Here is a 17398-nt window from a genome sequence, read left to right on the forward strand (position 1 = left end):
GACGGAGCCGAGCGCCAGCGAGGCGCAGTCATGACCGCCGACCGCGTTCGCCGCCGCCTGCTCGTGCACGGCGTGGTGCAGGGCGTCGGGTTCCGGCCGTTCGTCTACACCACGGCCGTCGAGCTCGCGCTGACCGGCAGTGTCGCCAATGACACGGACGGCGTCGTCATCGAGATCGAGGGCGCCGAGGCGTCGGTGCGCGAGTTCATTCGCCGAGTGCACGACTCCCCGCCGCCGCTGGCTGCCGTCGTCTCGGTCGAGCAGAGCGCGGTCGATATCCGCGGCGGTACCGGATTCCGGATCGGGGACACCCGGCGCGGCGGCGCCGGACGCACCCTGGCTTCACCCGACGTGGCGATCTGCACGGACTGCGCGCGCGAACTGCGCGACCCCGCCGACCGCCGCTACCGCCACCCCTTCGTCAACTGCACCAACTGCGGGCCGCGATTCACCATCATCGCCGGGCTGCCCTACGACCGCGAGCGCACGTCCATGGCCGATTTCGCCATGTGCCCGCGCTGCGCCCGCGAGTACGCCGACCCCGCCGATCGCAGGTTCCACGCCCAACCGATCGCATGCCAGGACTGCGGGCCGACCCTGTCCTACGCCGGGCCCGGCGATCCGGCGCGGCCACTCGCCGCGGCGCGCGAATTGCTGTGCGCCGGAGGCATTCTCGCGGTCAAGGGCATCGGCGGCTACCACCTCGCCTGCGACGCCGACAACGACACGGCCGTGGCCGAATTGCGTCGCCGCAAGCGGCGCGGCAACAAGCCGTTCGCCCTCATGGTCGCCGACCTGGACGCCGCGGCGCGCATCGTGACCATCGACCCCACCGGTGCGGCCCTGCTGAGCGGTCCGCAGCGGCCGATCGTCCTGCTCCCGCGTGGCCAACGGCCCGTCGCCGACGCGGTCGCACCGGGCAACCCCGACCTCGGCGTCATGCTCGCCTACACCCCGTTGCATCTGCTGCTGTTCGGCCTGCCCGGCGACCCGCCCGGCCCCGATGTGCTGGTCATGACCTCCGGCAATCTCGGCGGCGAACCGATCTGCTACGACGACGCCGACGCCCGCACCCGCCTGGCCGGGCTCGCCGATGCCTGGCTCGGCCACAACCGGCGCATTCTCGTCCCGTGCGACGACTCGGTGGTGCGTGTCGTGGACGGCGCCGAGCTGCCGGTGCGCCGCTCCCGCGGCTACGCGCCACTCCCGCTGGCGCTACCCATCCCGGTTCCGCCGACCCTGGCGGTCGGCGCCGACCTGAAGAACACCTGCGCCGTCGCCGACGGGCGGTATGCCTGGCTCAGTCAGCACATCGGCGACATGGACGATCTGGCCACCCTGCAGGCGTTCGACACGGCGCGATCCCACCTGGAGCAACTCACTTGCGTGCACCCGACCCAGCTCGCCGCCGATGCGCACCCCGGCTACCGTTCGACCGCGTGGGCCCGGGCGAATGCGGCCGACCGACCGGTGCACACGGTGCAACACCATCACGCGCATCTGGCTGCGGTGATGGGCGAGCACGGGATCGATGCGAATGAGACGGTCCTCGGCATCGCCTTCGACGGCACCGGGTACGGACCCGATGGCGCGGTCTGGGGCGGTGAGGTGCTCGTCGCCGGATACAAGGGCTACCGGCGCATGGCGCATCTCTCCTATGTGCCCTTGGCGGGCGGCGACCTCAGCGTCCGCAAGCCCTATCGGATGGCACTGTCGCATCTGCGAACCGCGGGCATCGAGTGGTTCCCCGGCATCGCCTCGGTCGACGCCTGCCCCGAAGCCGAGCGGGCCGTGCTCGCGCACCAATTCGACACCGGGCTCGGCTGCGCGCCGACCTCGAGCATGGGCCGGCTGTTCGACGCGGTCGCCTCCCTGGCCGGGGTGCGGCATGTCGTCGACTATGAAGCGCAGGCCGCGATCGAACTCGAGGGTTTGGCCCGCGGGGCAGGCGCGGCGGGCCGGTACCGATTCACTTGGCACGACGGCGATCCCGCCCGGATCGATCCTGCCCCGGTGCTCGCCGAGGTGGTCGCCGACGCCGCAGGCGGCGTACCGCCCGCGGTCATCGGCGCCCGATTCCACGCCGCGGTCGCCGACCTCGTGCACGACACCGCACGGCGATTCGCCGCGCCCGAGTCGGTGATCGCGCTGTCGGGCGGTGTGTTCCAGAACGTGCTGTTGTTGTCGAGCTGTACCCGTCTGCTGCGGCACGACGGATTCCGTGTCATCAGTCATCGCAGACTGCCACCGAACGACGGCGGGATCGCGTTCGGTCAGCTCCTGGTAGCCGGTGCGGTGTGAGTGAAGGAGACAAGCGATGTGTCTTGCGGTTCCCGGAAAGGTGCTCAGCGTCAACGAACGCGACGGCACGCTGATGTCGGAGGTCGACTTCGGCGGCGTGCACAAAGACGTGTGCCTGCAATACATCCCGGACGTGGCGGTCGGCGATTACGTCGTGGTGCACGTCGGGTTCGCGATCCAACGCCTGGATGAAGAATCCGCATTGCAGACGCTGGCCGAGTTCGAACATCTCGGCGTACTGAAGGAGGAGTTCGGCGACGGTTTCGCGCTCGCGGCAAAGCAGGCCGGTGTCGACAACCCTGAAGCCCCACAACCCAGGGCGAACAATTCCGACGCAGCCGCGCCGGGCGCAACCGTCGACGACCAGGAGGCGAAGTCATGAAATACCTGGACGAATTCAGCAATCCCGAGCTGGCGCGGCACCTGCTCGACCGTATCCGCGCCACTACCAGTAAGCGCTGGTCGATCATGGAAGTGTGTGGCGGACAGACACATTCGATCATCCGCCACGGCATCGACCAGCTGTTGCCGGATCAGATCGAGATGATCCACGGACCCGGTTGCCCGGTGTGCGTCACCCCGCTCGAGGTGATCGACAAGGCACTGGAGATCGCCGCACGGCCCGGGGTGATCTTCTGCTCCTTCGGCGACATGCTGCGGGTACCCGGCAGTCACAAGGATCTGTTCCGGGTCAAGAGCGAAGGCGGCGACGTGCGGGTGGTCTACTCGCCGCTGGATGCGCTGGAACTGGCCAAGAACAACCCGGATCGGCAGGTGGTGTTCTTCGGCATCGGATTCGAGACCACCGCGCCCGCCAACGCGATGACGGTGTACCAGGCCCAACGGCTCGGCATCGAGAATTTCTCGCTGCTGGTCTCGCACGTGCTCGTCCCGCCCGCCATCGCGGCGATCATGGAGTCGCCCAGCTGCCGGGTGCAGGGATTCCTCGCCGCCGGGCACGTCTGCACGGTAATGGGCACCGGCGAATATCCGCCGCTGGCCGAGAAATACAAGGTTCCGATGGTGGTCACCGGATTCGAACCGCTGGACATCCTCGAGGGCATCCGTCGCACCGTGCTCCAGCTCGAGGAAGGACGCCACGAGGTCGAGAACGCCTATCCCCGCGCGGTCGCCGCGGCCGGGAATCCAGCCGCCAAGGCGATGCTCGAGGACGTCTTCGAGGTCACCGACCGGGCGTGGCGCGGCATCGGCGTGATCCCCCTCAGCGGCTGGCGGCTGTCGCCGCGCTACCGCGACTACGACGCCGAACAGCGTTTCTCGGTCGGCGATCTGCACACCGCCGAGTCTTCGGTGTGCCGGTCCGGTGAAGTGCTGCAAGGCTTGATCAAACCTCACGAATGCGCCGCATTCGGCAAGGAATGCACCCCGCGGAACCCGTTGGGCGCGACAATGGTTTCCTCCGAAGGCGCCTGTGCCGCGTACTACCTGTACCGGCGTCTCGATCTTCCCGCGGAGGCCGCCCATGCCTGACACCAACGGCAGTGGGGCGGCCGCATCTCCCCCGCTCGACATCGATGGCTGGGTCTGCCCCATGCCGCTGCGCGACGCGCCCAATATCGTGATGGGACACGGTGGCGGCGGTGCGATGTCGGGCGAGCTGATCGAGCACCTGTTCCTGCCCGCATTCGGCGCGGCCGCCGACACCGAGCTCGGCGATTCGGCGGTGCTCCCCCTCGGCGATGTGCGACTGGCGTTCTCCACCGATTCGTTCGTGGTCAAGCCGCTGGTGTTCCCGGGCGGCTCGATCGGTGACCTCGCCGTGAACGGCACCGTGAACGATCTGGCGATGTCCGGCGCCCGGCCGATGGTGCTCTCGACCGCGTTCATCCTCGAAGAGGGCACCGCGCTGGCCGAGATCGCCCGCATCGCCGAAGCCGTCGGCACCGCCGCGCTCGCGGCCGAGGTACGCCTGGTCACCGGCGACACCAAGGTCGTCGACGCCGGGCACGGCGATGGCATCTTCATCAACACCGCGGGCATCGGACTGGTGCCCGAAGGCGTGGATATCCGGCCCCAGCGGGCACGGCCCGGCGATATGGTGCTGGTCAGCGGTGAGATCGGACTGCACGGTATCGCGGTACTGAGCTGCCGGGAAGGACTCGAGTTCGGCACGACCCTGTGCAGCGATACCGCACCACTGCACGGATTGGTCGCGGCCATGCTCGCCACCGGCGCCGATGTGCATGTGCTGCGCGATCCCACACGCGGCGGCATGGGCGCCTCCCTCAACGAGATCGCCCGGGCCGCGGGCGTCGGCGTCGAACTCGACGAACGGGCGATACCGGTGCCCATCGGAGTCCGCGATGCCTGCGGGTTGCTCGGTCTCGACCCGTTGTATGTCGCCAACGAAGGCAAACTCGTCGCGTTCGTGCCTCCCGCCGAGGCCGACCGCGTCCTCGACGCCATGCATGCGCATCCCCTCGGCGCCCACGCGGCAATCGTGGGTCACTGCGTTGCCGAGCATCCGGGGATGGTGGTGGCCCGCACCGCCCTCGGCGGCACCCGTGTCGTCGACCTGCCCGCAGGAGAACAGCTACCGCGAATCTGTTGAACACGGCGGTGGCTCCGCCGGACGAGTGGGAAAGATGGGACCGTGGCGATGGCGACAATCACCACGAGGCTGCGAGATGCCTGGGCCGGATTCGACCGCGGGCAGCGTCGCAGCATCCTCGGCATGGCGGCGACGATCGTCATCCTGCACATCGTGGGATGGGGGTCGCTGCTTTTGCTGGTCGTGCCCGACGAGTACCTGGTAGACGGCGCGATATTCGGCGTCGGGCTCGGCGTCACCGCCTACACGCTTGGCATGCGACACGCCTTCGACGCCGACCATATCGCGGCGATCGACAACACCACCCGAAAACTGGTGGCGGACAAGCAGAAACCGATCACGGTCGGCTTCTGGTTCTCCTTGGGGCACTCCACGATCGTTTTCGTGCTCGTCGGGCTGCTGGCCTCGGGGGTTACCGCGCTGGCGCGAAACCTGGAAGACCAGGACTCGCGATTGCAGCGGTGGACCGGGGTGTTCGGCACATCGGTCTCGGGCACCTTCCTGATCCTCATCGGACTGCTGAACCTGGCGGCGCTGATCGGGATCTGGCAGGTCTTACGCGCGATGCGGCGCGGCGGCTACAGCGAAGCGCAACTCGAGCGCGCACTGGACTCGCGCGGCGTGCTGAACCGGATCTTGGCACCGGTCATGCGCACGGTGCGCAAGCCGTGGCAGATGTATCCGGTGGGGCTGTTGTTCGGCCTCGGTTTCGACACCGTCACCGAAGTGGGTCTGCTGGTGATCGCAGGCGGCGCGGCCGCCACCGGGCTGCCCTGGTACGCGATTCTCGTGCTGCCCGTGCTGTTCTCGGCGGGCATGTCGCTGTTCGACGCGCTGGACGGTTCGTTCATGAACTACGCCTACGGGTGGGCCTTCGCCGGACCGATCCGCAAGATCTACTACAACATGGTGGTCACCGGGCTCTCGGTCGCGGTGGCCCTGCTGATCGGTGTCCAGGAGCTCATCTCCATCCTCACCGAGAAACTCGAGGTCACCGGCGGGGTACTCGCCTGGATCGGGGGCCTCGACCTGGCAACGATGGGCTTCATCATCGTCGGCCTCTTCGCGTTCACCTGGGCGGGCGCACTCGCGATCTGGCATTACGGCGACATCGAAAGCCGTTGGAGCGCAACGCTATCGGAGGAGCCGACCTGATGGACGGTGTGGAGATGTTCGCGCGCTACGCGTACGCGCCCAACCACCTCGGATACTGCGGGCCAGAGCACACCGCGGCGCTACGTGACCGCGATGGCGAACGCGTGCGGGTGCTGGCGCGCGGCTTCTCCGGCGCATGGCCGTACCTGCGGGCCATGTCGCGCCTGACCGGCGTCACCGACCCGCTCGACGAGCGACTGGTGGCGTCCTATTGGCTGGGCGGGGGCATCGGCGGCGAACTCGACGGTCCCGAATTCCTGGCCGAGTTGCTGGGGCTCATCGCCCCGATCGCGGGTGTCTACTGGTCCCATCTGGGTCCCGCGCTCGCTCCGGAGGCGGCCGCGAACCACAGCTTCCACGTCTTCGGTGTCTACCCGTGGACCAGGCTGCTGCCCGTCGCCGGCGGCGATCAGCCCTTGGAAATCCTCGACAACTGCCGCATCACCGCCGCGACGGTACTGGATCGCCACCGCGACGACCTCACGGTCGGGACCAGCCGGTTGCGCTGGGACGGCACACGCCTGTCATTGTCGGAGACGACACGGCGAACCATCCCGGTGTGGACCGACGGCTACGCCGCGCTCCCCGACGCGGCGCCGGGGGACGAAATCGCGCTGCACTGGGGACAACCGTGCGGGCGGTTGACCGCCGAGCAAGTCGACGACCTCACCAACAGCACAGAACGACAATTGCACGTGACGAATCGACGTTTGGCGGCCATCGACGGCCCGTAGAACAGCGGGTCAGTTCGGCTGAGGACTCTTCCGAAGGATGGTCATCACTCCGAGGCGGCCTTCGGGGTGGCGGTGATGATCTCGAGTACCCCTGCGACCAGTGGGCCGTCGGGGTCGCAGAGGCGCGGCAACGATCTGCGATTCAACAATAGGGATCCGAGAGTGAGGTCTACCAGTTCGGCACCGACCTGCGCGGCGGAACTGCGCCCTTCCGGCTCGAACCACGTCCACGCCCATTGCGCGGCACCGAAGATGAGCAGGCTCCGGATGCTGGTATCGACAGTGCGGAACTCACCCGACGCAATGCCCGCATCGACCACGCTGTGCAGGATTCCGAGGTAATCCCGGCGCAGCTTGCGCCCCTCGGAATCTTCGGCCTCCTGCGCGAGCCGCGCGACCTCACGCTGGAATGCGACGGTCCGATTCCGATCGTGCACCTGATAGAGCATGGCCGCGTGCAACAGCCCGGCAAGCTGCTCGGTCGGCGTGGCGAACCTCGACACAATCCGCTCGGCCTCATCGAGCCGCTGCCGCATGTAGGAAACATGCAGAGCTTCCAACAACCGCGCCTTCGTGCCGTAGTGATGCACGATCAGGCCCTGAGAGATGCCCAACTCGCTTGCGACATCACTGAAGCTGGTTCCGTCGTAGCCCTTCTCGGCGACATGGCGCGTGAAAATATCGAGAATCGCGCCCGACTTGCCCGGTCCCGTCGCACGCTCACCCACTGATCCCACCCCTCCTCGGCCAAAATTTCCGGAAACTCTAGCACCCACCGACTGCTCGACCAGTCGTTGACTGAGTGCGCAGTCAGTATTAGCATTATGCGCCGAGACGCAGCGCCGCACTCGCCGCATCAACCATTCATCTCGAAATAGTCGAGCAACAACCTATGATCCAGCCCGCCCACCCCGCCGAGGCCGTCATCGAACGACGAGCCTCCGAACGGTTCACATGACCAGCCTCCGCGACATCGCCACATGCATCGCCCGAGGCGGGGACCACTACGTCAGCATCTGCCGCAGATGGTGGTCAGCAGCGCCGTGAGCACGATGGACACGGACGTAGCGGCACCGGGGGATAGTGCGATCGATGCGGCATCGGTGCTGTCGCCGGATCAACTGTTGGCCGCGATCGCGGGCCGTCTCACCGAGCCGTTCCCGATGATCGGGTGGGCGAGAGAACTCGGCGATCTGCACGCTGCCCTGATTTCGGCGGCTTTGAATCCGCAACGGCATGCACCCGACGTCACCGAGACGGCCCTGCATGCGGATATCGCGAAGGTCATCGACAAGATCAACTCTTGGGCAGCGTCCTACCTCCGTCACAGCCGGTGCGCCCGCCGCCACACCCACACCTTCGGTGAGGTGATCAGTCATGTCGCGAAGACCTACGCCGAGGCATGGTGGACGGTGCTGCATGCCGACTGCGAGGAACTTCGGCACGCGGCATGGGTCCATCTCAGCGAGGTCCGTGACGGCTACGAGCACCTCATCGGCGATATCCGGGCAGGCCGCGTCCAACTCCCACTGGGCTGGCGCGGCATCCGACACACCCACCAAACCGACAGCGCGGAAACCGACGCCGACGACGTGGCGGTCCAAGCCGAGCAGTAGCCGGCGGTTGAACCATCGGCGCAGCGTGCTGCCGGATTGCCACTCCGCCCAGCGAGACGGCGCCGCCCGAAGCGCTGCCATGCGCGCATGGTTATCCCCGAGCGGGTTCACACGCTCAGCCGACGGAAGACTGGACCTGCTGCAGTGCCGCGACCGGGCAGGAGTCCACGGCCGTGCGGGCAGCCGTCACGAGATCACCGGGCACCTCGGCCCCTTCGAAACGGTAGATGAGCTCGGCGTTGTCATCGAGGCTGAATACTTCGGGTGCCTGCGCGGCGCACAGACCGTGTCCCTCGCACCGGGAGTAGTCGACGGCGATCTTCATGATGAATTCCCTCTATCGGGCTGGAATGAGTTGCAGCGGAAGGCGTTCGAAGCGGTGGATGATGTTGTTGATCGCCCATCCGGGTGCACCGGCGATCTCGATACGATCGACACGCTCGACCAGGGCGGCGAGCATGGCCTGCGTTTCCAGCCGCGCGAGACCTTGACCGGCGCAACCGTGTATGCCGTGACCGAAGCCGAGTTGGCGGGTGGCGTCACGGCGGATATCGAAGGTGTCCGGGTCGTCCCATTCCAGCGGGTCACGATTGGCCGAGGAGTAGATCACGACTACGCGTGCGCCCGCGGGGATGCTGGTTCCGGCGATGTCCGCATCACGAATTACCTTGCGGGAGAACGCACGTAGCGGCGATTCGAATCGCACGACCTCGTTCACCGCATTCGGAATCCGTGTGGGCTCATCCTTGAGCAGCTGCCACTGTTCGGGGTGGCGTGCGAAAAGGTATAGGGCGCTGGCGATAGCGCTGATCGTGGTGTCCAGCGACGGGGCCAGGTAGTCGACGAGCAGGGCGGGGCATTCGGCACGGGAAAGCTTGCCGTCGTCGGTGGCCTGCAGCACGTCCTCCCCCACGCTGCCCGGCAGCAGGTCCCGTCGGCGGGCGAGCCGTCGCGTGAATTGCATCATCCCGATCGCCGACGGTGCGGTGCACATGGACTGTCGATTGAGTGGCCCGAGTGCGTCGAATGTGGCTCCCGCCCACCGCAATAAGTGTTCCCGACCGTGTTGGGGCCAGCCGATCAGATCCGGCACCACCGACAGCGGTAGGGCGGTCGCCAATTCGGCACCGTCGATACGTCCCTGTGTGACCGCCTGCTCAACGGCCGCGGCCGCCTGCTGGTCGATCGATGCGCGCATCGATCGCAGTGCCCGCGGGGCCAGCCGACGGGCGAGCAACGCGCGGCGGCGGTTGTGATCCTCACCGTCGCTGTTGAGAGTGGTGCCCTTCGAGAGCCGGTTGGCCACCGGATTCAACCCGACGCCGGCTCCGGAGACAAATGTCCGATCGTCGAGCAGGACGGCTTTGCATTCGGCGTAGCGCGGCAGCGCATAGGCGCGTTGCTCGGCCAGCCACACCACAGGCCCGAGCTCGCGCAACCGCGCATAGTGCGGATAGGGGTCGAGAATGCCCTGGCGCGAATAGATGTCGGGGCGGTAGACCGGGACATGGGCCCGAGGAACTCCTCTTCGAGCAGTCATAGGTGCGCCCCGAATACAGTCACGACATAGGCCAGGGCCAGCACACAAACGCCGACCGACGGCGCGTACTCGCCCACACCGTCACCGGCCTCCACATGGGTGATGACAGCGCCGATCATCAATAGCACCAACCCGATTCCGGCCGCCGCCCCGAGCGGCCACCACACCAGGCCGGCCAGCACGCCCAGCGCAATGACCAGCCAGGCTCGCAACGCCCGCAGGCAGATCGCGGCACTGCACGTCTACGGGCCGATCGCCGCCGCGATAGCCGCGCTGAGCTTCGGCATCTCGCGACTGAGAACACGCCGAGCCAACTAAGTGAACTGGCTCAACAACCACGGGCCTTTCGCCACCGAGCAGATCAAGGTGCTCGGCGGCTACCGCTACGTGCAGAGCCACACGGTGGATTCGACGCAGAACCTGCTGCTCGCCACCGCGCGAGGCACGGACGCGACCTTCGACGGCGTCACCGAAGTCTGGTTCCCCTCCGAACAAGCCGTGATCACGGCATTGACCACACCCGCGGGAATCCAGGCCAACGACCGACTCACCCAGGACGAGAAGAACTTCATCGACCTGGCGCAGTCCTCCTACTTCGTGACCAAGGAGCACGTGCTGCCCGGTTAGCTGGCATCACGACACACCGGTAATGTCTTGCGGCACTTCGACTTCGGCGTCGTGACCGAATCGGCGTTCGAGTTCGACACCCTCGATGTCGAGGTCGGGGACATAGCGCGCGAACCAGCGCGGGTGGTACCACATGCGGTCTCCGATGATGGCCATGACCGCGGGTACCAGGGTCAGCCGGACGATGAAGGCGTCGAGCAGGACACCGACCGCCAGGGTGAACGCCAACGGTTTGACGATCGGATTGTCGGTGGTGGTGAAGGCGACGAATACCGCGCACATGATCAGCGCCGCGGCGGTCACGACGCGCGCGGAATGCGCGACACCGTTCTGCACCGAACTGATCGCCTCGCCGGTGCGCGAGTACTCCTCCTTGATCCGGGAGACGACGAAGATCTGATAGTCACTGGACAGGCCGAAGATGATGGCCAGGGTGATGATCGGCAGGAAGCTCAGCGTCTGTGCCGTGGTCACATTGAAAAGGCCTGCACCCCAGCCCCATTGGAATACGGCAACCTGTGCGCCGAGGGCGGCGAAGACCGACAGGATGAACCCGACGATCGACGACAGCGGGACCAGAATCGTGCGGAACGCGATCGTGAGCAATACCAACGCCAGACCCACGACGACCGCGAGGAAGATGGGCAGAGCCTTGGCCAACTGGTTCGAGGTATCGATGTTCGCTGCCGTCGTGCCACCGACGAGATAGGTTGCGCCGGTGCCGCTTTCGATGCTGTCGCGATCGTCACGCAGCCGGTGCACCAGATCGGTGGTCGCGGAGTCGTTGGGACCGGTCTTCGGGATGACCTGGACCAGCAGCAACCCGTTGCCGGAGCCCGCGGGCTGGACGACGCCGACGCCGGGGACCTGCCGTAGTCGGCCCATCAGTGTTTGTGCGGCGTCCGGGCTGGCAGCGGCCGACAGATCGGTGACAACCAGCAGGGGTCCGTTGAAACCGGGGCCGAACGACCCGCTTACGATGTTGTACGCCTTGCGGGCGGTACTCGACTCCGATTGCGTTTCACCGCTGGGCAATCCGAGATCCATGCGCGTGGCTGGCATGGCCAGTGCGGCGAGAACGGCGATACCGAGAACCAGCATCGGGATCCGGAATCGGGTGACGAATCGGCCCCACGCGTGCCCGAATGTGCGTTCGGGCTGGTAGGCGGCGATGCGCGCGACCTCCTGCGGCTTGCCCGGGTGCAGCGGCGGCGAGATGAACTTGGCGACCATATCGCCGGCGAAGCCCAGTAGCGCGGGCAGCAGTGTCAGTGCGACCAGCATGGCGACCAGCACCGCACCCGCCGCGGTCAGCCCCATGACGGTGAGAAAGGGAATGCCCGCGACCGCCAGCCCGCACAGTGCGATGATCACGGTTATCGCCGCGAACACGACCGAACTGCCCGCGGTTCCGACCGCGAGCGGAATCGACTCGGCCGCAGCCATTCCCAGCACGATCTGGTGCCGATGCCGCGACAGGATGAACAGCGCGTAGTCGATGCCACAGGACAGACCCAGCATCAGCGCCAGCGAGGTCGCCGCCGAGGCCACGTCGACGAAGGCGGCCACGCCCAGAATCCCGGTGAGCCCGATACCCACGCCAACCAACGCGGTAATGATGGGCAGTCCGGCGGCGACCACCGCACCGAAGGTGATCAGCAGAATGATGAATGCGGCGACGATGCCGAGAATCTCCGGGGTGTGCGGGATCTCGGCTGTGAAGCCCGGATAGACCGCACCGGAGAATTCCACTGTGAGACCGGCATCGCGAGCCGAGTCGGCAATGCGATCCACCTCGTCGAGGGTGTCCTCGCCGACCTCACCCGCCGACACCGAGAACTGCACACTGCCCAATGCCACACGCTGATTCGGCGAGACCGCCTGCGCCTGGAACGGATCGACGACCGCCGCGACCTGCGGCAGTCCCTTCAGCCCCGCCATCACCTGTTCGATCTCGCCGGTCACCTGCTGATCGGTCACCTTGGCCATGGCGGGGGTTTCGAAGACAATCTGCATCTGCGCGCCACTGAACGCGGGCATCCGCTGCTGCAGCAATGACACGGCATCCTGCGACTCGGTGCCGGGAACGGTGAAGTTGTCGTTGGTCTTGCCACCGGCGCCGGCAGCGAAACCGATCGCACCGACCAGCACGACGATCCATAGCGCCAGCACCCACCAGCGGCGACGCGCTACGACCTGACCGAGGGCGAACAGATACCGGGACATACGGGGTCCTCTCACCGAGCCACCGATTGACACATCAGCAAAGCGATCACGCACAACACCGGTACGATAACACAACAACTGACGATTTCCTCATAAACGCAGCAATGGTCAGCAACCCTCGGCCGATCTGGGCTCAGCTCATCTCTGGCACAGGTCGAACAGTTCAACCCGATCTCGGGGACGTAGTGGGTTGCCCACGAACACATTGCGTTCGTGGGCATCGGCCTGAGACAGGCGTCAAGCGCCGCGTCGTCGAGTTCCATTGCGGTGGTGTCGATATCGGAAACAACTGCCCAGTCGGCGCCGAGTCCGGGCAGGACGGTTTTGGCGAAGAACGAGGCGACGGCAACTTTGCCCTCATAGAAGCTCCGGTCGCCTCGGGGATCTGGACGGGAAACGCGCACCTGCCTGATCAGCATGGGAGTGCCACCCACCGAAGTAGATGAAATCGCCAGAGCCGCAGCAGAATTAGAGAGCGTCGACCCGGAAACGGCGCACCACGGCACGGTCCGTGGTGCACGATCGTTTCGGCCGAACTCCCAACCTGCGGCCAGGAAGTTTTTCTGATTCTTCGAGTCAGGCCAGGGCCAGGAACAGCTTTTCGAGTTCGTCGACGGTCATGGGTTCCGAACCTTCGGGCGTTTCCCGGGTCAGGCATTCGCGCAGGCCGCTGGCGACTATCTTGAACCCCGCGCGGTCGAGGGCACGGGATACCGCGGCGAGTTGGGTGACGACATCTTTGCAGTCGCGGCCCTGTTCGATCATCGAGATCACGCCCGCGAGTTGTCCGTGTGCGCGGCGCAGGCGGTTGAGCACCTGGGCGATGCTTTCCTCGTCACCAACCATGAGAATCGTCTCCTTCGATCGAATCACCCAGCATACCCGCCGGGGTATATGCGGCTCCCAGGGTCAGTGCGAGAAGCTGATGTCGGGCAGCACCTTGCGCAGCCAGGCCGGTAACCACCAGGCCGCATGACCGGTCAGGCGCAATAGCACCGGCAACAGGACCAGTCGGATCAGTACCGCGTCCAGTAGCACCGCGACACCGAGGATGATGCCCATTTCCTTGGGCGGCAATGGATCCGCCAGCGCGAAGGTGAAGAACACCGCCACCATGACCGCCGCCGCGGCGAAGATGACCCGGCCCGAATGCGCCACACCGTCCACGTGCGCGACCTTCGGATCATTCGACAGCTCGTAGTGCTCCTTCGCCGTGGCCAGCAGGAATACCGTGTAGTCCATCGCGATGGCGAAGATCATGGCGAAGAACAACACCGGTCCCCAGCCGTCCAGGAATCCCTGCGGGGTGAAGCCGAGCAGGCTCGCGCCGTGCCCGTCCTGGAACACCAGTTTCGCCACACCGAAGGCCGCCGCCGTGGACAACAGGCTCACGACGGTGCCAAGCACCGCGATCAGCGGAGCCCGCAAAGCGATCAGCAACCCGAAGCCGAGCACCAGGATGACGCCCACGATGATCGGCGAGTAATCGTCGAGCGCCTGCTGCAGATCGAGATTCTCCGCCGCCGCGCCGCCGACCAACGCGCCGCCGGGCAGCCGGTCGCGCAGCGTATCGAGGGTCGCGCCCCTGGACGCATCCGACGGATCGACAGTCGGCATGGCCTGCAGCATCACCAGACCACTGCCATCGGATGCGGGCTGCGGCGGGGTGACCATGGCGATGCCGTCGGTCGCCGCCGCAATCTCGGCTGCCCGCGCGCCGACCTCTTGCGCAGCGATGATCTGCAGCATCCCGGGAGCCCCGAACTGCTGCTGCACCAATTCGTAGCCGCGATGCACCGGAGCATCCTCGGGCACGACCGCGATCGAGGGCATTGCCACCTTCAGACCGAGGACCGGAATCGCCAAGCCGATGAGCACCGCCGGCGCGCCGATGGCGAATGGCCACGGCCGCCGGTGCTGCAGTTCGGCCCAGGCCGCGAAGCGCGCCGATCGGTGTTGCTGCCGCCGCACAAATGACGATACCCCAGGGGGTATAAAGAAGGCCAAGCTCGGGTTGTGTGAAAGATCCGACTCCGCCCGAGCCGCGCTGCGCGCGCACGGCCGCGAACCCGCGTCCGAGCAGGTCATGGTGGTCTTTCGGGTGACACGGCGGGCGGCGGCGGCTTCAATCGAACGATCTTGACGTGTAGCCTTGTCAGTCGGATCAATGCAATTTGAATAGGGGCTCGCGGCCCCGCAGCCGGGTGTGCGCCGTATGCGATCACTCGGCCGGGGGAACATCGGATCCGTCACTACGGAGACCTCATGAGTTCACCGAATCGATTCGACGAAGTTCAAACTCGCGTAGCAGATCTCGCTCCCGTTTTCCGCAAACCGCTGGACTCGCCTTACGAGATCTCGAACGAATTGTTCACCGCACTCCGACACGTCCTGCACGACGTGGGCGGACAGCCGGATGTGCCGATCGAGTACCGCGAAAAAGATGAAGAACCCTGGGAGATGAACACCTACGTCACCTGCGAATGCCTCGGCTGGCGTGGCGTGTGGAACTCCGAGGAGCGCCGACGAGCCGAGAACGACCTCGGCGCGACGCTGTACTTCGGCCTGCCCTATTACGCGCGCTGGGCGACCGTCGCAGCGAAGGTTTTGATCAATAAGGGTTTGATCACCCCGGACGAACTGTCCGCGAAATTGGACGAGGTACGCGCACGACTGGAGGCGCGGCAATGACCAGGAAATACGAAATCGGCGATCGCGTCCGGGTTCGTAACGCGACGTCGATGTTCCACACTCGCACCCAGGCCTACACCCGTGGTCGAACGGGCGTCGTCGTCGAATACCGGCCCGAATGGGTGATTCCGGAAGACGAAGCGTGGGGACGCGAGGACGGTCGCTTCGAACCGTTCTACGTCGTGCGATTCCGCCAGACAGATCTTTGGCCCAAATACACCGGCTTCGACGTCGACACCCTGGAGACCGAGGTCTCCGAGCGCTGGCTCGAGCCCGCAGAGGAGGATGCCAAGTGAGTCAGACCCATGATCACGGGGCGCATGCGCCGATCCAGACGAGCTCGCAGATCAGCGAGTTCGAGATCCTGGAGACCGCGGTTCGCGAGCTCGCCATCGAGAAGGGCCTGTTTTCGCAAGAAGACCACCGACGGTTCTCCGAATGGGCGGAATCGGTCGGTCCGCACGGGGGATCGAAACTGGTCGCGAAGGCGTGGACGGATCCCGAGTTCAAGGCGCGCCTGCTCGCCGACGGCACCGAGACGTGCAAGGAGGTCGGCATCGACTGGCGCGACCCGACCGGGTCCGGGACGCCGAGCGACTACACCTTCTTCTACGTGCTGGAGAACACGCCCGAGGTGCACAACGTGATCGTCTGCACGCTGTGTTCGTGCTACCCGCGGCCGGTTCTCGGTATGTCGCCGGACTGGTACCGCACCCCCAATTACCGTCGGCGCCTTGTGCGTTGGCCGCGTCAGGTGCTCGCCGAATTCGGCCTGCATATCCCGCCCGAGGTCGAGGTCCGGGTGCACGATTCGAACCAGAAGTCCCGGTTCATGGTGATGCCGATGCGCCCGGCGGGCACCGAGGGCTGGACGGAGGAACAGCTGGCCGCCATCGTCACCCGGGACACGATGATCGGCGTGGCCGTGCCGCAGGTCGATTGGACCGCGCAGGCGCCGCCGGACCAGGTCGAGGCCGCCTCGGGAAGGAGCGGTCGATGACAAGCAGCCCTTACGACGTGCTCCTGCGCACCCTGGATCCGCAGTCGCGGCGGGAGAACGCGCTGCCCGATCTCGATCGCAAGCCCGACCCTTGGGAGTCGAGCATGCAGGCGACATGCGAATGCCTGTCCTGGCGCGGCGCATTGGACAGTCTGGAACGCCGCCATGCCGAGGATGCGCTCGGTGAGACGATCTACCACGACTTTCCCGTACACACCCGATCGGTCGTCGTGACGGCCCACACGCTGATGGATCGTGGAGTGATCGTCCCGGATGAGTTGCGCGCCCGAATGGACGCGGTCCGGGAGCGGTTCAACCGCGAGTGACTCGACGGCTTCAGCCCTCGGGGTAGAAGACGAACAGTGTGCAGCCGGTGCTCGACTGCGGGATGTGTGACGATCCGGCCGGAGCGTGGATGAACGATCCGGCCGGGTAGTCGCGGAATCCGTCGTTGAACGTGCCGGATACTACGAAAACCTCCTCTGGTCCGGGTTCGTGCAGATCGATGCCCTCCCATGCGGTGCCCGGATCCATTTCCAGCACGTACGCTTTCGCGCCGTTCGCCCCGCGCCACAGCGCCCGCGCGCGAATGCCCGGAAATAGCTCTCGCACAGGCGAATCCGCGACGGATGTCCACTCGTATCCGGGGAACTCGGTGATCTCCATATCTCTACAACTGCCGGATTCGGCCGCACTATTCCGCTGAGCAGACCCGGACCCGGATTTCAGTAGCGATTCCAAAACCGAAGTGTGCCAACAGCTCTACATCTCCGCGGGTACGGTCACCACCCACCTCGCACGCATCCGCGACAAGTACCATGCGGCCGGCCGACCGGCTTCGACCAAGGCCGCATTGCCGGGGCGCGCACCGCAGGACGGGCACATCGGCCTGAACGAGCTCTGAGCGATTCACCAGCGAGATAGATGCAGATAGCA

The 17398-nt window shown here is 66.0% G+C and carries 21 protein-coding genes and 2 pseudogenes; 14 read left to right on the forward strand and 9 right to left on the reverse strand.

What is annotated here, in order from left to right:
- Positions 1 to 30 precede the first annotated feature (30 nt).
- From hypF to ACFYOW_RS25735, 6 genes are read left to right on the forward strand one after another with little or no spacing between them, the layout of a single operon-like run.
- The gene (hypF, locus tag ACFYOW_RS25710; RefSeq protein WP_387291952.1) at positions 31 to 2301 is read left to right on the forward strand and encodes a carbamoyltransferase HypF; all 2271 of its coding nucleotides are present in this window, start codon (positions 31 to 33) and stop codon (positions 2299 to 2301) included.
- A gap of 16 nt (positions 2302 to 2317) precedes the next feature.
- A complete protein-coding gene (locus tag ACFYOW_RS25715) occupies positions 2318 to 2683 on the forward strand; it encodes a HypC/HybG/HupF family hydrogenase formation chaperone (protein ID WP_387291954.1) in 366 nt (121 codons plus the stop codon).
- A complete protein-coding gene (hypD, locus tag ACFYOW_RS25720; RefSeq protein WP_387291956.1) occupies positions 2680 to 3792 on the forward strand; it encodes a hydrogenase formation protein HypD in 1113 nt (370 codons plus the stop codon). Before ACFYOW_RS25715 ends, hypD begins: the two co-directional genes overlap by 4 nt.
- A complete protein-coding gene (gene hypE, locus ACFYOW_RS25725) occupies positions 3785 to 4873 on the forward strand; it encodes a hydrogenase expression/formation protein HypE (RefSeq protein ID WP_387291958.1) in 1089 nt (362 codons plus the stop codon). Before hypD ends, hypE begins: the two co-directional genes overlap by 8 nt.
- Before the next feature lie 48 nt (positions 4874 to 4921).
- Positions 4922 to 6028 carry a HoxN/HupN/NixA family nickel/cobalt transporter gene (locus tag ACFYOW_RS25730; RefSeq protein WP_387291960.1) on the forward strand — a complete coding sequence of 369 codons (1107 nt, stop codon included), beginning with the start codon at positions 4922 to 4924 and terminating at the stop codon, positions 6026 to 6028.
- Positions 6028 to 6762, forward strand: a complete 735-nt coding sequence (locus ACFYOW_RS25735) for a DUF6390 family protein (RefSeq protein ID WP_387291962.1) — start codon at positions 6028 to 6030, stop codon at positions 6760 to 6762. The genes ACFYOW_RS25730 and ACFYOW_RS25735 overlap by 1 nt, the downstream gene beginning before the upstream one ends.
- Positions 6763 to 6806: 44 nt before the next feature.
- Here ACFYOW_RS25735 and ACFYOW_RS25740 read toward each other — a convergent pair whose 3' ends face one another.
- Positions 6807 to 7490: a TetR/AcrR family transcriptional regulator gene (locus ACFYOW_RS25740; RefSeq protein WP_387291964.1), complete on the reverse strand. Its 684-nt coding sequence runs from the start codon at positions 7488 to 7490 to the stop codon at positions 6807 to 6809.
- A gap of 324 nt (positions 7491 to 7814) precedes the next feature.
- On the opposite strand from ACFYOW_RS25740, the gene ACFYOW_RS25745 reads away from it, so the two are divergent.
- On the forward strand, positions 7815 to 8378 hold the full coding sequence (locus ACFYOW_RS25745; protein WP_387291966.1) for a hypothetical protein: 564 nt from the start codon (positions 7815 to 7817) through the stop codon (positions 8376 to 8378).
- A gap of 115 nt (positions 8379 to 8493) precedes the next feature.
- Here ACFYOW_RS25745 and ACFYOW_RS25750 read toward each other — a convergent pair whose 3' ends face one another.
- From ACFYOW_RS25750 to ACFYOW_RS25760, 3 genes are read right to left on the reverse strand one after another with little or no spacing between them, the layout of a single operon-like run.
- Positions 8494 to 8703 (reverse strand): ferredoxin, encoded by a 210-nt coding sequence (locus ACFYOW_RS25750; protein ID WP_387291968.1) that lies wholly within the window; start codon positions 8701 to 8703, stop codon positions 8494 to 8496.
- Positions 8704 to 8715: 12 nt separating this feature from the next.
- Entirely contained in the window at positions 8716 to 9918 is a 1203-nt protein-coding gene (locus tag ACFYOW_RS25755; protein WP_387291970.1) for a cytochrome P450, read from the reverse strand.
- The gene (locus ACFYOW_RS25760) at positions 9915 to 10100 is read right to left on the reverse strand and encodes a DoxX family protein (protein ID WP_387291972.1); all 186 of its coding nucleotides are present in this window, start codon (positions 10098 to 10100) and stop codon (positions 9915 to 9917) included. Before ACFYOW_RS25760 ends, ACFYOW_RS25755 begins: the two co-directional genes overlap by 4 nt.
- A 10-nt stretch (positions 10101 to 10110) precedes the next feature.
- Here ACFYOW_RS25760 and ACFYOW_RS25765 point away from each other — a divergent pair, with 10 nt between their 5' ends.
- Together ACFYOW_RS25765 and ACFYOW_RS25770 are read left to right on the forward strand one after the other, a co-directional pair.
- Positions 10111 to 10236, forward strand: coding sequence for a hypothetical protein (locus ACFYOW_RS25765; RefSeq protein ID WP_387291974.1), 126 nt, complete (start codon positions 10111 to 10113; stop codon positions 10234 to 10236).
- Positions 10237 to 10545 carry an EthD domain-containing protein gene (locus ACFYOW_RS25770; protein WP_387291976.1) on the forward strand — a complete coding sequence of 103 codons (309 nt, stop codon included), beginning with the start codon at positions 10237 to 10239 and terminating at the stop codon, positions 10543 to 10545.
- Positions 10546 to 10551: 6 nt separating this feature from the next.
- On the opposite strand, the gene ACFYOW_RS25775 is transcribed toward ACFYOW_RS25770, so the two are convergent.
- The 4 genes and pseudogenes from ACFYOW_RS25775 to ACFYOW_RS25790 all read right to left on the reverse strand — a co-directional run.
- Entirely contained in the window at positions 10552 to 12771 is a 2220-nt protein-coding gene (locus tag ACFYOW_RS25775) for an MMPL family transporter (RefSeq protein ID WP_387291978.1), read from the reverse strand.
- A 242-nt stretch (positions 12772 to 13013) separates the two neighbouring features.
- Positions 13014 to 13277: pseudogene (locus tag ACFYOW_RS25780) on the reverse strand (acyl-CoA dehydrogenase C-terminal domain-containing protein); the annotation flags it as partial.
- Positions 13278 to 13347: 70 nt separating this feature from the next.
- Entirely contained in the window at positions 13348 to 13617 is a 270-nt protein-coding gene (locus ACFYOW_RS25785) for a metal-sensitive transcriptional regulator (RefSeq protein ID WP_063043125.1), read from the reverse strand.
- A gap of 63 nt (positions 13618 to 13680) precedes the next feature.
- Positions 13681 to 14739 (reverse strand): annotated as a pseudogene (locus tag ACFYOW_RS25790) (MMPL family transporter); the annotation flags it as partial.
- A 297-nt stretch (positions 14740 to 15036) separates the two neighbouring features.
- On the opposite strand from ACFYOW_RS25790, the gene ACFYOW_RS25795 reads away from it, so the two are divergent.
- From ACFYOW_RS25795 to ACFYOW_RS25810, 4 genes are read left to right on the forward strand one after another with little or no spacing between them, the layout of a single operon-like run.
- Positions 15037 to 15462 (forward strand): hypothetical protein, encoded by a 426-nt coding sequence (locus ACFYOW_RS25795; protein WP_387291979.1) that lies wholly within the window; start codon positions 15037 to 15039, stop codon positions 15460 to 15462.
- The gene (locus ACFYOW_RS25800) at positions 15459 to 15758 is read left to right on the forward strand and encodes an SH3-like domain-containing protein (protein ID WP_327095983.1); all 300 of its coding nucleotides are present in this window, start codon (positions 15459 to 15461) and stop codon (positions 15756 to 15758) included. Before ACFYOW_RS25795 ends, ACFYOW_RS25800 begins: the two co-directional genes overlap by 4 nt.
- Positions 15755 to 16462, forward strand: coding sequence for a thiocyanate hydrolase subunit gamma (gene scnC, locus ACFYOW_RS25805; protein ID WP_387291981.1), 708 nt, complete (start codon positions 15755 to 15757; stop codon positions 16460 to 16462). Before ACFYOW_RS25800 ends, scnC begins: the two co-directional genes overlap by 4 nt.
- On the forward strand, positions 16459 to 16788 hold the full coding sequence (locus ACFYOW_RS25810) for a ScnB (protein WP_387291983.1): 330 nt from the start codon (positions 16459 to 16461) through the stop codon (positions 16786 to 16788). The genes scnC and ACFYOW_RS25810 overlap by 4 nt, the downstream gene beginning before the upstream one ends.
- 10 nt (positions 16789 to 16798) lie before the next feature.
- On the opposite strand, the gene ACFYOW_RS25815 is transcribed toward ACFYOW_RS25810, so the two are convergent.
- Positions 16799 to 17128 (reverse strand): cupin domain-containing protein, encoded by a 330-nt coding sequence (locus ACFYOW_RS25815; protein ID WP_387291985.1) that lies wholly within the window; start codon positions 17126 to 17128, stop codon positions 16799 to 16801.
- 82 nt (positions 17129 to 17210) lie between these two features.
- Here ACFYOW_RS25815 and ACFYOW_RS25820 point away from each other — a divergent pair, with 82 nt between their 5' ends.
- Positions 17211 to 17366 (forward strand): DNA-binding response regulator, encoded by a 156-nt coding sequence (locus ACFYOW_RS25820; protein ID WP_387291987.1) that lies wholly within the window; start codon positions 17211 to 17213, stop codon positions 17364 to 17366.
- Positions 17367 to 17398: the final 32 nt, after the last annotated feature.

Source organism: Nocardia sp. NPDC006982, assembly GCF_042869435.1.
Taxonomy (GTDB): Bacteria; Actinomycetota; Actinomycetes; order Mycobacteriales; family Mycobacteriaceae; genus Nocardia.

Excerpts from the sequence above, each read along its gene's own strand:
- hypF (WP_387291952.1), top strand. The coding sequence starts at position 31 with ATGACCGCCGACCGCGTTCGCCGCCGCCTGCTCGTGCACGGCGTGGTG.
- ACFYOW_RS25715 (WP_387291954.1), top strand. The coding sequence starts at position 2,318 with ATGTGTCTTGCGGTTCCCGGAAAGGTGCTCAGCGTCAACGAACGCGAC.
- hypD (WP_387291956.1), top strand. The coding sequence starts at position 2,680 with ATGAAATACCTGGACGAATTCAGCAATCCCGAGCTGGCGCGGCACCTG.
- hypE (WP_387291958.1), top strand. The coding sequence starts at position 3,785 with ATGCCTGACACCAACGGCAGTGGGGCGGCCGCATCTCCCCCGCTCGAC.
- ACFYOW_RS25730 (WP_387291960.1), top strand. The coding sequence starts at position 4,922 with ATGGCGACAATCACCACGAGGCTGCGAGATGCCTGGGCCGGATTCGAC.
- ACFYOW_RS25735 (WP_387291962.1), top strand. The coding sequence starts at position 6,028 with ATGGACGGTGTGGAGATGTTCGCGCGCTACGCGTACGCGCCCAACCAC.
- ACFYOW_RS25745 (WP_387291966.1), top strand. The coding sequence starts at position 7,815 with ATGGACACGGACGTAGCGGCACCGGGGGATAGTGCGATCGATGCGGCA.
- ACFYOW_RS25750 (WP_387291968.1), bottom strand. The coding sequence starts at position 8,703 with ATGAAGATCGCCGTCGACTACTCCCGGTGCGAGGGACACGGTCTGTGC.
- ACFYOW_RS25755 (WP_387291970.1), bottom strand. The coding sequence starts at position 9,918 with ATGACTGCTCGAAGAGGAGTTCCTCGGGCCCATGTCCCGGTCTACCGC.
- ACFYOW_RS25765 (WP_387291974.1), top strand. The coding sequence starts at position 10,111 with ATGACCAGCCAGGCTCGCAACGCCCGCAGGCAGATCGCGGCACTGCAC.
- ACFYOW_RS25775 (WP_387291978.1), bottom strand. The coding sequence starts at position 12,771 with ATGTCCCGGTATCTGTTCGCCCTCGGTCAGGTCGTAGCGCGTCGCCGC.
- ACFYOW_RS25785 (WP_063043125.1), bottom strand. The coding sequence starts at position 13,617 with ATGGTTGGTGACGAGGAAAGCATCGCCCAGGTGCTCAACCGCCTGCGC.
- ACFYOW_RS25795 (WP_387291979.1), top strand. The coding sequence starts at position 15,037 with ATGAGTTCACCGAATCGATTCGACGAAGTTCAAACTCGCGTAGCAGAT.
- ACFYOW_RS25800 (WP_327095983.1), top strand. The coding sequence starts at position 15,459 with ATGACCAGGAAATACGAAATCGGCGATCGCGTCCGGGTTCGTAACGCG.
- ACFYOW_RS25810 (WP_387291983.1), top strand. The coding sequence starts at position 16,459 with ATGACAAGCAGCCCTTACGACGTGCTCCTGCGCACCCTGGATCCGCAG.
- ACFYOW_RS25815 (WP_387291985.1), bottom strand. The coding sequence starts at position 17,128 with ATGGAGATCACCGAGTTCCCCGGATACGAGTGGACATCCGTCGCGGAT.